We start from the raw sequence: 15,450 nt of genomic DNA, 5'->3' as shown, positions 1-15,450 counted from the left end.
TCGGTTCGGCGAGGTGTCTGCGTTCCGGCGCCGACCGGCCTACAGGAGGCCCTCAGCCAGGTCCAGCGGGGTGCCGAAGCGGTGGCTGGTGATGGCCACCGCCTGCTCACGCAGGAAGGGCAGCAGCTCGGAGTGCGGGCAGGCCGTCACAGCCCCCGTGTACAGGGCGATGTCGGGGCTCCCGCCGGTCACCCGGCTGGCCTGGCTCCAGCGGGCGGCCGAGGTCTCCTCACGCGGGCCGAGGATGCGCACGCGCGTTCCCAGCCCACCGGAGACGGAGAGCTCAGCCAGGCGAGCGTCCCAGGCACCCTGGTCCTCGACCGCCACCTGGACGCCGGCGGCCAGCAGCGCGTTCTGCAACGGCTGAGGAAGACGGTTGGCCACGGACAGGCTGACGAACCCACCGGCTCGCACACCGGCCGCCATGACGCGCACGACGTCGGCCAGCTCGGTTCCCGCCCCAGCGCGCACGAGGACATCAGTGGGCCGGTAGCGCAGGACGTTGCGCTCGCAGGCCAGAGCCGTGACATCGCGGTTGGCGCCGTAGGCGCTCCTCCAGGCGGAGGCGTCGGCCACCAGGGCACGGCGCAGCCCGGCCAGATCGGCCTCACCCAGCTGGCCGCTGACGGCATCGCACAGGCTCGCCACGCGCGGATCCAGCGCCGCAGTGTCCTGGCCTACCGACTCCTTCGCGTCCTGGCCGTCTGCGGGCTCGACGTCCCCCAGCCCCAGCAGGTAGGAGGGGCCGCCGGCCTTCGTCGTCGAGCCAATGGCCGAGCGCTTCCAGCCGCCGAAAGGCTGGCGGCGCACGATGGCCCCGGTGATACCGCGGTTGACGTAGACGTTGCCGGCCTGGATCGAGTCGAGCCAGACGGCCAGCTCGGCCGCATCGAGGGTCTGGAGCCCGGAGGTGAGCCCATAGTCGACGGCGTTGACCGCCTCGATGGCCTCCTGAAGCGTGTCCACCCGCATAACACCGATGACCGGCGCGAAGTACTCGGTGAGGTGGAACTCGCTGCCGGGCACGACCCCGACGCGGATACCCGGGGTCCACAGGCCGTCACCGAGGTAGCGAGGCTTGAGGACCCAGTGCTCGCCGGCTCCCAGGGTGGTCAGGCCGCGCACGGCCTTCTCGTCGTCGGGCACGACGACCGGCCCCATCTGAGAGTCCAGCGACAGCGGCAGCTTGACCCTCAGGGAGGCGGTGGCGTCCACGAGCTGGCGGGCGATGCGCTCGGAGTTTCCGGCTGAGGAGACCAGGACCAGCAGGGAGGAGGCCGAGCACTTCTGGCCGGCGTGGGCGAAGGCCGAGTAGACGGCGTCGCGCACGGCGATGTCGGGATCGGCCGAGGGGGTGACGATGATGGCGTTCTTGCCGCTGGTCTCCCCCAGCAGGTGCATGTCCGGCTTCCAGGAGCGGAAGAGTCGGGCCGTGTCATAGGAGCCGGTGAGCACCACGCGGTCAACGTCCTTGTGGGTCACCAGGTGGCGTGAGACCTCCCCATCCTCCAATGGAGCGAGCACCACGAGGTCCTCGGGGATCCCGGCGTCGTGGAAAGCACGCACGAGCTCGGCCGCGCAGCGTCGAGCCGGCGGGGCTGGCTTGAGGATGACGGCGCTGCCGGCCGCCAGGGCCGCAGCCACTCCCCCGGTGGGGATGGCCACCGGGAAGTTCCAGGGCGAGGCGACCACGGTGACGCCCACCGGGGCGAAACGGGCCCCGACCATGTACTCCGGATCGTGCAGGAGCAGCGAGGACTCCGCGTAGTGGTGGCAGAAGTCGATGGCCTCACTGACCTCGGGGTCGGACTGGTCGATGGTCTTGCCGGCCTCGGAGCCGGCGACCTCGATGAGCTCGGCGCGCCGGGCGGCCAGGACGTCACCCACACGGTGCAGGGCGGCAGCCCGCTCCTCAGGCTCCAGGGACTGCCAGACGCCCGCTGCCTCAGCCGTCACGGCCACCAGCGAGTCCACATCGGCGTTGGTAGCCAGGCGGGCGATGCCCACCTCCACCTCGGCCACGCCCCGCGTGGAGCCCGGGATGGCGGCGGCGATGTCCCGGGCCCACTGGCGGTTGGCGGCCAGGGCCGGGTCGGAGTCGGGCTCGGAGACGAAGGGCCTCCTGGCCCGATCGGCCACCGTCCCGCTCTCCTCAGGAATACCCGCCTCCCGTTCGGCGAGCCGGTTCTGGGTGCGGTTGGGCACCGGCACCGGGGCGTCCGGGTCGAGGTCGGACAGGGCCGCCAGGAAGCGGTCGCGCTCGCGGGCGAAGATCTCCTCGTTGCTGGCCAGGTCGAAGACGCCGGACATGAAGTTCTCCGGAGCCGCGTTCTCCTCCAGTCGGCGCACCAGGTAGGAGATGGCGACGTCGAACTCGTGGGGGTCGACGACGGGCACGTACAGCAGGAGGTGACCGGTCTCGCGGCGCACGACCTCCTGGATACCGGTGGCCATGCCGGAGAGCATCTCGAACTCGACGTCATCCTCGACGCCGCGTGCGGCGCGCAGCTCGAAGGCGAAGGCGATGTCGAAGAGGTTCTGGCCGGCCACGCCCAGGCGGATGTTGCGGGTGCGCTCGGGCGTCATCGCCCAAGAGAGCATGCGCTTGTAGTTGGTGTCAGTGGCCTGCTTGGAGGGCCAGGTGGTCAGCTCCCAGCCGTGGATCTCGGCGTCGACCTTCTCCATGGACAGGTTGGCGCCCTTGACGATGCGGACCTTGATGCGCGAGCCGCCGGAGGCGACACGCTTGGCGGCCCACTCCTGGAGGCGCTGCATGGCGCCCAGGGAGTCGGGCAGGTAGGCCTGCAGGACGATGCCGGCCTCGTAGCCGCGCATGTCCTCCTGGTCGAGGATCGCGGTGAAGACCGCGATGGTCAGGTCGAGGTCCTTGTAGTCCTCCATGTCCAGGTTGAGGAAGGTGCCGTGGTCTCGGGCCAGGCGGTAGAGAGGCAGGAGGGCCTGGACGCCGTGGGCGACGACCTCCTCGAAGCCCCAGGGGTTGTGGGGGCCGGTGACGGCGGAGACCTTGACCGAGACGTAGTCGACGTCCTCACGGGTGACCAGGCGTGAGACCTCGGCCAGTCGGCGGGCTGCCTCCTTCTCCCCCAGGACGGCCTCCCCCAGAAGGTTGACGTTGAGGCGGTTGCCGCCCTTGCGCAGGCGGGCGAGGGCGGGCCCGAGTCCCTTGTCGGTGGCGTCGACGACGAGGTCGCCCACAATCTCCCGGAAGACCCTCCGGGCGACCGCGGTGACGGTACGCGGAGCGAGACGGGAGGCGGTCGAGCCCAGGCCCATGGCTCCGGCCAGGGCGGGCGGCAGGAAGTCAGTGCGCCCTGCCGACAGGCGCTTGAGGGCGCTGCTGGCGACGTCGAGGTCGGTGGGACGCACGACGTCGTCAACGAAGCGGGTGGTGAAGGTCAGGCCCTCGGGGTCGGAAAGGATGCGGGAAAGGAGCTTGGCCGAGCGCGGTACCGGCTCGGATGCCGACTCGTCAGCCCACCGGCGTGCTCGGGCGACGGCTTTCTCGCCCAGTGCCCACAGGTCGTCGGGGCAGCGGCGTCCTGCGTCGGTGCGGGGCTGACTGGGAACGGCGTTGTTCGTCATGCGTGTGGCCTCCAGGTCGATGTGACATCGGACCCTCCAAGTGTGCGTGACAACACCTCTTGTACGCGACCGATTCGGAGACCGAGTCGGCAGGTGTTGCAAGTTGCCTTGGTCCTAGATGCCGTCCGTAGCGCTGCGCTGACAGCGTGGAGCGGTTCAGAAGCCGAGGCGGGCCAGGGCCTTGGGGTCGGACTGCCAGTCCTTGGCGGTGCGCACGTGCAGGTCGAGATAGACCTTGCGCCCCAGCAGCTTCTCGATGCCCTTGCGGGCGGTGACGCCCACCTCCTTGAGTCGCCGTCCGCCCTTGCCGATGATGATGGCCTTCTGGGAGTCGCGCTCGACGACGAGGCTCACGCGCACCTGGAGGCGGCCTCCGGCGCCCTTGATGCGGCCGACCTCGCGCTCGTCGTCGGGGTCGGCGATCTCGTCGACGACGACGGCCAGGGAGTGGGGCAGCTCGTCGCGCACGCCCTCCAGGGCGGCCTCGCGCACGAGCTCGGCGATCATGACCTGCTGGGGCTCGTCGGTGATCTCACCGGTGGGGTACAGCGGCGGGGACAAGGGCATGTACTTGAGGAGGACCTCCTCGAGGACGTCGATCTGCTCGTTGCGCTGGGCTGAGACCGGGACGATGTCGGCCCACTCCCCCAGCTCGCTGACGGCCAGGAGCTGGGCGGCCAGAGCCTCGCGGGTGACGGTGTCGGCCTTGGTGACCACGGCCACCACGGGGGTGCGCAGCTCGGCGAGGTCGCGGGTGATGAAGCGGTCGCCGGGGCCGATCTTCTCGTTGGCGGGGATGCAGAAGACGACGACATCGACGTCGGTGAGGGTCTCACGCACCAGGTCGTTGAGGCGCTTGCCCAGCAGGGTGCGGGGGCGGTGGAGGCCGGGGGTGTCGACCAGGACGATCTGCGCGTTCTCCTTGTGGATGACGCCGCGCACGTTGTGGCGGGTGGTCTGGGGGCGCCCGGAGGTGATGGCGATCTTGGCGCCGACCATGGCGTTGGTGAGGGTGGACTTGCCGGCGTTGGGGCGGCCCACGATGCAGGCGAAGCCGGCGCGGAAGTCCTCGGGGACGTCGGGGACGACGATCTCGACACGGGCCGAATCCGCAGAGTCGGCGGTACCGGCGCTCTCGTCCGCGTCGTCCTCGTCCAGGATCGGGAAGCCGTCCGCGTCCAGCCGGATGGCGCCGGAGTCATCGGAGCCGTCGGTGTCGTCGGAGTCGTCGTCCTCGTCGCCGGGCTCGTCCTCGCCGTCGTCGTCGGGGTCGGTGAGCGGGTTGGGGCCGTCCATGAGCTCGGCGTCGGTGGGGAAGCGGAAGCCGGCCGGGGCGGGGCCGGGCGCGGGCATCTCGAGGGGCTCGGCCACCAGCTCCTCGGGGGCCTCCTCCGGGGCCTGGAACTGGTCGTCGCGGGCTTCGGGGGTGGTCTGGTCGGCGGTGTCAGTCATCGGTGTCCTCTTCGGGGGCGGGAGTGCGCGAGGCGAGAATAGTGGAGACCTGGCGGCGGCGGCCGGTGGCCTCCTCGGCCTGGAGGTGGACGCCCTGGATGTCTCCGGCGGCGCCGGGCAGGGGGACGCGGCCGATGGCCTTGGTGAGCAGGCCGCCGACGGTGTCGACGTCGTCGTCGTCGATCTCTAGGTCGAAGAGCTCGCCGAGCTCGTCCAGGGCGAGTCGGGCGGGGACGCGGTAGGTGCCGGGGGCGACTTCGACGACCTCGGGCAGCTCGGGGTCGTGCTCGTCGGTGAGCTCGCCGACGACCTCCTCCAGGAGGTCCTCCATGGTGACCAGGCCTGCGATACCGCCGTACTCGTCGACGGCCAGGGCCATGTGGAAGCGGCCGGTCTGCATCTCGCGCAGGAGGTCGTCGGCGGGCTTCATCTCGGGGACGTACTCGGCGTCCCGGACGAATCCGGCCACGGCGAGGCCCTCGTGCTCGGGGTGGGCGGCCAGGCGGCGCAGGACGTCCTTGAGGTAGAGGATGCCGCGCACGTCGTCGGCGTCCTCCCCGATGACGGGGACGCGCGAGTAGCCGGAGCGGATGAACAGGCGCATGGCGGCGGAGGCGGGCTTGTGGGCGTCAATGGTGACCATGTCGGTGCGTGGGACCATGACCTCGCGCACGAGGGTCTGGCCGAGCTCGACGACCGAGCGCATCATCTCGCGGTCCTCGTCCTCGATGGTGTCGGTCTCGCCGATCTCGTCGATCATCTCGCGCAGGTCCTCGTTGACGGCCTCGCGGGTCTCGGCGTCGGTGGGGGCGGACTCGGGGCGGCGGGTGCGGGAGACGAGGCGGCGCTGGGGAGCGGCCAGGACGTCGACCCAGGTGAGCAGGCCGCCCAGGGCCAGGAGGGTGCCGGCGGGGTTGCGCCGGCCGTAGGTGCGTGGGGAGAAGCCGACGACGACGCCCAGCAGGATGATGTTGGCCAGCAGGGCCAGGGCCAGGACCTGCCACCAGGCGCGCACGAGCCCGGATGCGGCCAGGGTGATGAGGACGGCGGCGAGCATGTCGACGGCGACGCGGGCGATGCTGAGGGCGCCTAGGACCCGGGTGCGGTGCTCGGCGAGGTGGCGGACCCGGGCGGCGCCGCGGCGGCCCTCCTCGATGAGGTCGTCGGCGGCGGCGCGGGTGAAGCGCAGCAGGGCGGACTCGCCGGCCGAGAGCAGGGCGCCCAGGGCCAGGACGATCACCGCGCAGGCGATGAGCGCGGCGGTGGGGATGCCGGTCACGCGGGCCTCACTTGCCGCGCTCGGCCAGGAAGGTCAGCAGGAGGCGGCGCTGGAGGTCGAACATCTCCTTCTTCTCCTCGGGCTCGGCGTGGTCGTAGCCCAGGAGGTGGAGGATGCCGTGAACGGTGAGCAGGAGCATCTCCTCGACCGCGGAGTGGCCGGCGGCCAGGGCCTGCTTGGCGGCGACCTGCGGGCACAGGACGATGTCGCCCAGGGTGCCGGCGGGGGTGGGTGAGTCGGCTGAGCCGGGGCGCAGCTCGTCCATGGGGAAGCTCATGACGTCGGTGGGGCCGGGCAGGTCGAGCCAGCGCACGTGGAGCTCTTCCATGGGCTCGGGGTCGATGAACATGATGTTGAGCTCGGCGGCGGGGCTGACGTGCATGGCGGTCAGGACGTGGTCGGCGAGGGCCGCGAACTCGGCGGCGTCGATGACGGTGGTGGTCTCGTTGATGACCTCAGTGGTCATGCGGGTTCCTCTCCGAGTAAGGCCGGGCGGGGCGGTTGCTGCTCCCCCGACGGTACTGGCTGTTGCGGCCGCTGCGGCCAGGCGGTCCGGCGGGTCGGGCGGCGGCGTCCTGGGCGGCGACCTCGGCGTCGTGGCGGGCGTAGGCCTCGATGATGCGGCCCACGAGGCGGTGACGCACGACGTCGGCCGATCCGAGCTCGCAGAAGCTGATGCCGTCGACGCCGCCGAGGATCTTGCGTACGACGATGAGGCCGGACTCGCGTCCGCCGGGCAGGTCGACCTGGGAGATGTCTCCGGTGACGACCATGCGCGAGCCGAAGCCGAGGCGGGTGAGGAACATCTTCATCTGCTCGGGGCTGGTGTTCTGGGCCTCGTCGAGGATGACGAAGGCGTCATTGAGGGTGCGCCCGCGCATGTAGGCCAGGGGCGCGACCTCGATGGTGCCGGCGGCCATGAGGCGGGGCAGGGCCTCGGGCTCGAGCATGTCGTGGAGGGCGTCGTAGAGGGGGCGCAGGTAGGGGTCGATCTTGTCGGTGAGGCTGCCGGGCAGGAAGCCGAGGTTCTCGCCGGCCTCGACGGCGGGGCGGGTGAGGATGATGCGCGAGACGCGCTTGCGGGCCAGGGCGTCGACGGCCTTGGCCATGGCCAGGTAGGTCTTGCCGGTTCCGGCCGGACCGATGCCGAAGGTGATCGTGGATTCCTCGATGGCGTCGGTGTAGGCCTTCTGGCCGAGCGACTTGGGGCGGATGGTGCGGCCGTGGGAGGTGAGGATGTCGTCGGTGAGAACCTCGGTGGGGCGGGCGGCGGTCTCCAACAGGCCGACGGCGCGCTCGACGGCGTCCGCGGTCAGGGGCGTGCCGGTGCGGGCGACGTCGATGAGCTCGGAGAGCAGGACGACGACGGTGTCGACGCGGGCAACGGGGCCCGAGACGGTGACGGCGGTGCCGCGCACGTGGATGTCGACGTCAGTGAAGCCCTTCTCGATGGCGCGCAGCACCTCGTCCCGGGCGCCCAGGAGGGTCACCGGGGCGACGTCCTCGGGCAGGGTGAGGGTGCGGACCACCGCGGTGTCGAGAGTTGTGGAAGCGGAGTGGGCGGCAGCCGAGTCGATTGTTGAGACGGCCGGGGATGCGGAACCTGCTGGACTCAAGGGGCTATCGGCTGAGGAGGTCATCGCCGGCGAACCGGCTGCTGCGGTGGGCGGTGTCGTCATCACTGTCGATCCTAGATGATCGGCCCCGGAGACGCCGAGGGCACGTTGCCCTGGGCCGCGCGCGCTCTGCAGCCACATCATGACGCCCTCATCGTCATCCGGACCTGCCGGCCCTCTCGACATTCTTCCGGTACGTTACATCCGATCCCGACTCTCCGTCTCGAATCGGCTAGTGTTGTTGCAGTCGGCCCAGGGCCCCGAATCGCGGGCGGCACCCGCACCAGTAATGTCTTTCGAGGATTCGTATGACTGACTACCTCACCCTTGGAAATGACGGCCGACTCGTAGACCGCGAAGGCAAGACTCTGGAGCTCAAGCGGGATCTCAGCTCACCCACTGGGCCACTGCGCACCATCACGGCCTTCGCGAACTCCGCGGGTGGTCGCCTCGTCATCGGTATCGCGGATGATGGCACCGTGGTCGGTGTTGAGGACCCGCTCGCTGAGGGGGAGCGCGTCGCCAGTCTCATCGATGACTGGATCTCGCCACAGTTGGTTCCCGCCATCGATCTTGTCCCGCTCGCCGACAAGACTGTTCTCGTCGTCGATGTTCCTCTGAGTACCCGACGCCCCCACTACATCACTCGACAGGGGCCAGAAGCGGGCGTCTACGTGCGTCTCGGTTGCTCCACTCGCCAGGCCGATCCGGCACTGGTCGCCGAGCTTGAACGCAACGCTCACGGCATCGCTTTTGAGAACCTGCCCGAGCCACGCGCCACCCTGACTGACCTGGATCTGAGCGCTCTGGCCGAGCTGCGCGGCCGCGCCACCGACACGGATAACCTGCTGGCGCTCGGCCTCGTAGTGAGGCAAGGAGATCAGATCGTTCCTACCTACGCCGGGATTCTCAGCGCCTGCCCCGACCCCACGCGCTTCCTGCCATCCGCCTGGGTTCAGTGCGGCCGGTTGCGCGGCCCCCACGGCACGGACATCTTCGACCAGGTTGAGATCCATGGACCGATGCCGTTGGCCGTTGACCAGGCCGTGGAGTTCCTGCTGAAGCACGCTTACAAGACCGCCGTCTTCGGAGAAGTGCGCCGCCGCGATGTCTACTCCATCCCCGTGGAGCCGATCCGCGAGGTCATCGTCAACGCCCTCGTTCACGCCTCATACGCCGAGAGCAGTACCCCGATCCGCATCGGTTTCTATGACGACCGGGTCCAGGTCGACAGCCCCGGGCTACTCCTCCCCGGCATGACCGTCGACACCATGCGGCGGGTGTCCCGACTGCGCAACCCCGCACTGGCGCGCATCTTCCGCGAAGCCGGGATCATGGAGCAGTGGGGTACGGGCATCCAGCGCATCTTCGAGCAGGTGGCCCAGGCCGGCTTGCCCGAGCCCACCATCGAGGAGGTCATCGACCGCGTGCGGGTCACGATCCGCGTGCTCAGCCACAACCCTGCCGATGCCAGGGAACACGGTGAGTCACTAGGTCGAGGCACTAAGTCACCAAGTCGGAGCAGCCAGTCACTAAGTCGAGTCACCAAGTCGGAGCAGTCTGTCACTAAGTCGAGTCACCAAGTCGAGTCACCAAGTCACGAGACTAGGAACGCGGATGACCATCGGACCGCGATCCTCTACCTGCTCAACGATGTCGAGATGACTCGCACCGACCTTCTGTCTCGGCTGGGACTGAGTAACGAGACACGCAATGTACGCCGCCACCTCGATCCCCTGATCGATGCAGGGCTCGTTGAACGAACGATCCCCGACAAGCCCACAAGCCGTCTCCAGCGTTACCGAATCACCGACGCTGGACGCACCTACCTCAGCCATCCCCTGGGAGATGCCGAGTGAACATCAACACCATCGACGTTATCTCACCAGAAGCCTTTGTGGAGGGTGAGGACGACTAGAAGAGTTATACATAGCCACAGCAATCACCTGTGTTGGATCGAACCTAAGGCCTGCTTGTCTCACCCAGCGAATAACCATCCTTCTCTCAATCTGATTCTATGCGCTTTTCCAAAACGGCAGCCGCAGATTCATTTGAACCCTTATCCTGAAATAAAGTAACAGCTAGAGACACCAAGACAAGAGCTCCCAACAACGACCAATAAGCGGAAGTAAGCCCTCCACCCCCTAAGATCCATCCGACAAAAAACGGAATAGACGCCACGACACTATTAACAAGAGAAGAGAGCAACCCGCGCTTCAATTTCAGTGAAGTTGCTACAGCTAGCGCCTTCTCATGATCATCAGAAAGCAAGGGAAACCCATAATCTTCTAAAACTTCATCGGTCTTTTTGGTAATTTTTTTATACTTAGCATTTTCGTTACAGTTAAAACCTTGAAGGGGCGTATTTTCTTCAAGCTCAACATCTTTGACTAAGTCAGGACCTTGAGGGGATGTAGTGTCACTCATACCAATAGATCATAGAACCGCAAGCGCAACCACAACAAGCTACGACAACGTGAAAACCATCACTCAACTACGATTGAATTATATTTAACTTTAAAGTGCCGCATCTAGAATCGATCGATTAACGTACTCCCCCACTTTCCGAGGTACCACAGGTTAAATCAATGGCTTAGCATCGCCAGAGTCCCACCGACGAGGAGCGCCAACCCGACGAGGTACCGCCTGCTGACGGCCTCGCGCAGGACGAGGGTGGAGAAGAGGACGGTGACCAGGACGCTCAGCTTGTCGATGGGGACGACCACGCTGGCGGGGCCGTCCTGGAGGGCTCGGTAGTAGCAGAGCCAGGAGGCACAGGTCGCAGCCCCGGAGGCCAGGACGAAACCGAGCTCACCACGCGGAACAGTACGGACCTCGCGAAGCTTGCCGGTGACGACCACCATCACCCAGGCCATCACCAGGACCACCCCGGTGCGGATCGCGGTACCGAGATTGGACTCCACCCCAGTGATGCCGGCCTTGCCCAGGATCGCGGTGAGTGCGGCGAAGAAGGCTGAGCCGAGCGCGTAGAGCAGCCAGCCCCCACCGTCGCGCACGGCCCGGGGCAGGCCGCGCAGGTCATCGGCGTCAAGCATCAACAATGTCCCGACCGCGATGAGCACAACCCCGAGCGCACCGATAAGGCTCACCCGCTCCCCCAGGAACATGAGGGCCAGCAGCACCGTCAGCACCGTGCTCAGCTTATCGATCGGCACGACCTTGCTGACGCTACCGAGCTGGAGCGCCTTGAAGTAGCACAGCCAGGAGGCCCCGGTCGCCAGCCCCGAGAGCACCAGCAGACCGGTGCTGCGGGCATCGAGGTGGGCCAGCTCGGCCTGCGAGCCAACGATAAACACCATGCCCCAGGCGCCCGCCAGCACCACGACAGTGCGCAGCGCCGTCGCCACAGTCGAGTCAGTGGTGCGGATCCCCTCCTTGGCCAGGACGGCGGTGATGCCGGCAAAAAGCGCTGAGCCGCAGGCAAAGACAATCCACATAAGGCAACCCTAACCCCGCCCGACGCCACGGCACGGCGGGCACGAAGGCCCTTACCCTCGCGCCCGCGGTTGCTGGCCCCTCCCGGTTCAGCGGGTCTTGCGCGGCACGGTGGAGGCCGCCACCCCCAGGACCACCAGGCCGAAGCAGACCAGGTAGGCCAGGTATCGGAAAAAATCACTGGAGGGCTCACTGGCTGTGGTGAGCTCGGTGACGGCGTCGACCGCCCAGCTCATGGGCAGGGCGTCACCGACCACCTCCAGGGCGCGCGGCAGCTGGTCGCGGCTGACCAGGAGTCCGCACAGGAACAGCTGGGGTGCGATGACCACCGGCATGAACTGGACGGCCTGGAACTCGGTGCGCGCGAAGGCCGAGACCAGCAGCCCCAGGGACACCCCGACGAAGGCATCGACCAGGGCGGTGAGCACCACCCACCCCCAGGAGGCGGAGATGTCCACGTCCAGGCCCCAGGCGGCTACGGCGCACAGGATGAGGGACTGGATGACGGCGGTCAGCGCGAAGGCGGTGGCGTAGCCGAACAGGAGGTCAGCCCGGTGGATCGGGGTGGTCCACAGCCGCTCCAGTGTGCCGCTCACGCGCTCGCGCAGCATGGCGACGCTGGTGACCAGGAACATGACCGTCATCGGCAGGATCGCCATCATGGAGACGGCGATGTGGTTAAACAGCAGGTCCGCACCGGGGTAGTCGCGGTAGACGAAGTACAGCAGCGTCAGCAGCGCGGCGGGCACGATCGAAATGAGGCCAACCGTGCGCCGGTCGGCACGCAGTTGAGCCAGGATGCGGCGGGTGGTAGCCAGGTAAGTGCGCAGGCGCATCAGCGCTGCCCTCCCTTCTGCTCGAGCCGGCTCTCGGAGTCGGCGATGACGGCCAGGAAAGCGGCGTCCACCGTGTCCGCTCCGGTGCTGGCCAGGAGGTCCTTGGCCGTGGTGGTGGCCAGGATGCGGCCCTGACGCATGAGGAGGACCTGGTCGCAGCGGAAGGCCTCGTCCATGACGTGACTGGAGACCAGGAGGGTGGCGCCACGCTCAGCCAGGGCGTGAAAGGTGGTCCACAGCTCCTCACGGGTAACCGGGTCCAGACCGACGGTCGGCTCATCCATGACAAGCAGGTCGGGGTCAGCCACAAGCGCGCAGGCCAGGCTCACTCGCCCGGCCTCACCACCGGAGTAGGTGGACACCGGCCGGTCCGCCAGGGCGGTCAGCCCGACAACGTCGAGGACCTCGTCCAAGTCGCGGGCCCGGCTACCGGCTAGGGAGGCGAAGTAGCGCAGGTTCTGGCGGGCAGTCAGGTCGGTATAGACGGCCTGGTCCTGGGTGACATAACCGACTCGGCCGCGCACGACGGCGGCACCGGGGGCGTGCCCGAGGACCTCGACCTGCCCGCGGTAGCGCTGAACCCCAACGACGGTGCGCATGAGGGTGGTCTTGCCGCAGCCCGAGGGACCGAGCAGACCGGTGATCGTGCCGGGCGCCAGGTTCAGGTCCAGGCCATGGAGGATCTCCTTGCGCCCGCGACTCACGCGCAGGTCCGTCGCGGTGACGGCCGGCTGCGCCGAGGAGGCGCAGGACGTGATGTCTCGACTGGAGTCGTGCGATCGGTTGCCGGCCCCCAACTCCCGGGGCGCCTCTCCTTCATCGCTTTTCATCATGTGATGAATATAGGTCGACGATGACCCGCTGTCCAGAGCCTGGGGCTGGAAACTGTCCACATGGGACGACTTTGAACAACCCTTCAGCCAGAGCGGTTCCCATCCGTGCAGGTCAGGGTGGCTTAGCTGGGCCCCAGGCCAGAAACGCAGCTTCAAAGCCGTCCCAAACGGACAAAACTCGGCTCGGAGACCGAGCCGATCTCAATGATCAGACGGGATCAGTGACGTCGGGCAGGTCGTCGAAGGCGTAGTGCTGAATGGTAGGGCCGACGAGCGCGGCGACCGCCTCGATGTCGAGGCCGGCGATGTGGTCCATGCGGGCGACCCAGCGGGCCAGGCCGAGTCCGATGATCTGGCTGGCGATGAGCTGGGCGCGCAGCTGGGGGCGGTCAGGACAGAAGTGGGTGACGATCGGCGAGAGAACCCCGGTGGCGATGAAATCACGGAAAGGTTCGACGTCACTGCCCTGGCCGAGCGCGGCATGGATGACTGCGGTGAAGCGGTCCGCGCCCGCGTCGTCCCACAGGCCGATGAAGGCGCGCACGATTCCCTCCCCCAGCCGTTCGGGCTCGAGCTCGGTGATGGAGGCCGCCCGGTGCATGAGGTTGGCGTCAACCCCGGCGGTCGACTCGATGACGGCCTTGGCGAAGAGCGTGGCGCGGTCCGGGAAGTAGTGGTGGACCAGGGCAGGGTCGACGCCGGCGTCGCGCGCGATGCCGCGCAGGGAGGTCTGGTAGCCGTCGCGGGCGAAGGCGGTGCGGGCCGCCGCCAGGATGGCCTCACGCGTGTCCGGGCTCCCCGCCGGCCGCCGCCCCCGCGGACTCATCGCTCACTCGTCTCACTCATAGACAGAGCATGCCTGCAAGCCGCCCCATTGGGAAGCAGCCGCGCTACGCCTCCCATCCGCCGCGCTGTCTGCAGCAATGCAGACAACGGTACTTAGGGACACCTACAAGATAGAGAGCGGAGCCACACCTGCTGACAACGAAATCGAGCATCTCGGTCAGACGACAGGACGAGAAGACTTCCCCAGAGGACTCGGTGGTCTCATCACCATTACGTCAATCGCTGTAGAGCGCACACGATACGCGCACACGCCTCCGCATCAGATTCAGCTCGATGGTGGATTAAGCGATAAGATGGATCACACTTCCTCAAAACAGTAGGTAACTTATAGTTCTCAAGTCCGGGAATGATCTTCTTTGAGGTCCGAAGAGAACAATAAAATCGAGTCGGGAGAGTGTGAGTTCCATAATATTCATCAAGTGCACGCCAAACTCTAGAATCAGATGAAGAGTTGTGCGCCCACACTGGAGAATCCCCGATAAACCGAGAAACGACTGCAGACACATCCAGCCAAGTCGGCGCATACAAAACCTCTTTCTTGCCAATCCCATGGATTCGAGTATTCTCAAAATAATCACAATCACTAGGAGGTTTAAGATAAGTACTATATCTATCAGTCACCTTACCTTCATTCATCAACACCATAGCGATTTTACAAGCAGAGATAGCATTTCGATTAGCGGTCTCAAAATCAACCGCAACAAACGAACTAATTTTAAGTTCTTTAGTTGTGGGAATCCACAGAGACGTCCGAGATCGTCCACTGTTAGACTGACGGCTCAAAGACTTGGAATAACCATCTCTCCCTGAATGAACCTTCGAATACCCTGTTGAAACATAGGAATCAGATGCGCTCTTAAGCCTACCAGCCCTACCTGCCTCGACTAGCTGCTTCCACTCCTCATGATACCCAGACGAATCCCTTCCTTCAGACTTAGCCACTAACTCCTGAGCCTTCGCCAACCGCTTCTGCAGATTTATACGGTAGTCTGCGCGCGGAGCCGGATAACCTAGAGAAAGCCAATCTTGAATAGTCAAGATTTCATCCTCATAGGCCTTCATCTTGTGTTGAATAATTGCCACCTGAATAACATAGTACTCCATTGCATTACTAGGGTTTCGTGCCGCAACGTCCGCCATCGCATTCATACAACCAACAGCGAGCGACAAGGCTCTATCCCACTCACTCTCTCGCTTTGCGCGCGATATTTCTGGAACCCAATCACAAATGTTGCGACCCCGATAACAAGGCATTTCCCACTCCTGACCCAGATCGCTCGCTTGACCTAATCTGCAATGAGGATTAACCCACCCCTTAAGAGAATAATTTGGTTGACTTTGAGGTTGGTCTTGAGACCTCAAAGCCGAACGTTTAAGGAATCTAAGCAACCCCATCGTTCAAAACTCCCACCACAACACAACAGACTCCACCCCTGGAAGTCCTGCATGATATGCAGTGTAGCACGATTCAAGAATGGAAAACGCACGAAAACTAGACTGATGCAACAAGGAGGCTTATTCATAGGGGT

The 15,450-nt window shown here is 66.0% G+C and carries 12 protein-coding genes; 1 reads left to right on the top strand and 11 read right to left on the bottom strand.

From position 1 onward, the window contains the following. Positions 1-39: 39 nt before the first annotated feature. The 5 genes from BKH20_RS11635 to BKH20_RS11615 all read right to left on the bottom strand — a co-directional run bounded on the left by BKH20_RS11635 (position 40) and on the right by BKH20_RS11615 (position 8,013). A complete protein-coding gene (locus tag BKH20_RS11635) occupies positions 40-3,603 on the bottom strand; it encodes a proline dehydrogenase family protein (RefSeq protein ID WP_075391190.1) in 3,564 nt (1,187 codons plus the stop codon). A 156-nt stretch (positions 3,604-3,759) separates the two neighbouring features. Next, positions 3,760-5,055, bottom strand: coding sequence for a GTPase Era (era, locus tag BKH20_RS11630; protein WP_075391189.1), 1,296 nt, complete (start codon positions 5,053-5,055; stop codon positions 3,760-3,762). Then, a complete protein-coding gene (locus BKH20_RS11625; protein ID WP_075391188.1) occupies positions 5,048-6,334 on the bottom strand; it encodes a hemolysin family protein in 1,287 nt (428 codons plus the stop codon). The genes era and BKH20_RS11625 overlap by 8 nt, the downstream gene beginning before the upstream one ends. 7 nt (positions 6,335-6,341) lie before the next feature. Beyond that, a complete protein-coding gene (ybeY, locus tag BKH20_RS11620) occupies positions 6,342-6,800 on the bottom strand; it encodes an rRNA maturation RNase YbeY (protein WP_004565094.1) in 459 nt (152 codons plus the stop codon). Beyond that, on the bottom strand, positions 6,790-8,013 hold the full coding sequence (locus BKH20_RS11615; RefSeq protein ID WP_430793398.1) for a PhoH family protein: 1,224 nt from the start codon (positions 8,011-8,013) through the stop codon (positions 6,790-6,792). Before BKH20_RS11615 ends, ybeY begins: the two co-directional genes overlap by 11 nt. A 245-nt stretch (positions 8,014-8,258) precedes the next feature. Between BKH20_RS11615 and BKH20_RS11605 the strand changes: the two genes are divergently transcribed. After that, the gene (locus BKH20_RS11605; protein WP_075391185.1) at positions 8,259-9,809 is read left to right on the top strand and encodes an AlbA family DNA-binding domain-containing protein; all 1,551 of its coding nucleotides are present in this window, start codon (positions 8,259-8,261) and stop codon (positions 9,807-9,809) included. Between the two features lie 145 nt (positions 9,810-9,954). Here the strand turns inward: BKH20_RS11605 and BKH20_RS14120 are convergent, their stop codons facing one another. The 6 genes from BKH20_RS14120 to BKH20_RS14380 all read right to left on the bottom strand — a co-directional run bounded on the left by BKH20_RS14120 (position 9,955) and on the right by BKH20_RS14380 (position 15,070). Continuing rightward, a complete protein-coding gene (locus BKH20_RS14120; protein WP_143225006.1) occupies positions 9,955-10,377 on the bottom strand; it encodes a UbiA family prenyltransferase in 423 nt (140 codons plus the stop codon). A 158-nt stretch (positions 10,378-10,535) separates the two neighbouring features. After that, positions 10,536-11,408 (bottom strand): EamA family transporter, encoded by an 873-nt coding sequence (locus BKH20_RS11600; protein WP_075391184.1) that lies wholly within the window; start codon positions 11,406-11,408, stop codon positions 10,536-10,538. A gap of 87 nt (positions 11,409-11,495) precedes the next feature. Next, entirely contained in the window at positions 11,496-12,242 is a 747-nt protein-coding gene (locus BKH20_RS11595; RefSeq protein WP_075391183.1) for an ABC transporter permease, read from the bottom strand. Continuing rightward, complete coding sequence (locus BKH20_RS11590; protein WP_178388603.1) at positions 12,242-13,075, bottom strand: ABC transporter ATP-binding protein; 834 nt, start codon at positions 13,073-13,075, stop codon at positions 12,242-12,244. Before BKH20_RS11590 ends, BKH20_RS11595 begins: the two co-directional genes overlap by 1 nt. 208 nt (positions 13,076-13,283) lie before the next feature. Beyond that, positions 13,284-13,901 (bottom strand): TetR/AcrR family transcriptional regulator, encoded by a 618-nt coding sequence (locus BKH20_RS11585; RefSeq protein ID WP_075371842.1) that lies wholly within the window; start codon positions 13,899-13,901, stop codon positions 13,284-13,286. Between the two features lie 230 nt (positions 13,902-14,131). Next, entirely contained in the window at positions 14,132-15,070 is a 939-nt protein-coding gene (locus BKH20_RS14380; protein WP_218638164.1) for a 3'-5' exonuclease, read from the bottom strand. Between the last annotated feature and the right edge of the window lie 380 nt (positions 15,071-15,450).

The organism is Actinomyces oris, assembly GCF_001937445.1.
GTDB lineage: Bacteria > Actinomycetota > Actinomycetes > Actinomycetales > Actinomycetaceae > Actinomyces > Actinomyces acetigenes.
This window is presented reverse-complemented; position numbering and strand designations above follow the sequence as displayed.

Bases quoted from the DNA above. Each gene is read 5' to 3' on its own strand.
- era (WP_075391189.1), bottom strand. From the start codon at position 5,055: ATGACTGACACCGCCGACCAGACCACCCCCGAAGCCCGCGACGACCAG.
- BKH20_RS14120 (WP_143225006.1), bottom strand. From the start codon at position 10,377: ATGAGTGACACTACATCCCCTCAAGGTCCTGACTTAGTCAAAGATGTT.
- BKH20_RS11605 (WP_075391185.1), top strand. From the start codon at position 8,259: ATGACTGACTACCTCACCCTTGGAAATGACGGCCGACTCGTAGACCGC.
- BKH20_RS14380 (WP_218638164.1), bottom strand. From the start codon at position 15,070: ATGAATGCGATGGCGGACGTTGCGGCACGAAACCCTAGTAATGCAATG.
- BKH20_RS11595 (WP_075391183.1), bottom strand. From the start codon at position 12,242: ATGCGCCTGCGCACTTACCTGGCTACCACCCGCCGCATCCTGGCTCAA.
- BKH20_RS11590 (WP_178388603.1), bottom strand. From the start codon at position 13,075: ATGATGAAAAGCGATGAAGGAGAGGCGCCCCGGGAGTTGGGGGCCGGC.
- BKH20_RS11615 (WP_430793398.1), bottom strand. From the start codon at position 8,013: ATGACGACACCGCCCACCGCAGCAGCCGGTTCGCCGGCGATGACCTCC.
- BKH20_RS11585 (WP_075371842.1), bottom strand. From the start codon at position 13,901: ATGAGTCCGCGGGGGCGGCGGCCGGCGGGGAGCCCGGACACGCGTGAG.
- BKH20_RS11635 (WP_075391190.1), bottom strand. From the start codon at position 3,603: ATGACGAACAACGCCGTTCCCAGTCAGCCCCGCACCGACGCAGGACGC.
- ybeY (WP_004565094.1), bottom strand. From the start codon at position 6,800: ATGACCACTGAGGTCATCAACGAGACCACCACCGTCATCGACGCCGCC.
- BKH20_RS11600 (WP_075391184.1), bottom strand. From the start codon at position 11,408: ATGTGGATTGTCTTTGCCTGCGGCTCAGCGCTTTTTGCCGGCATCACC.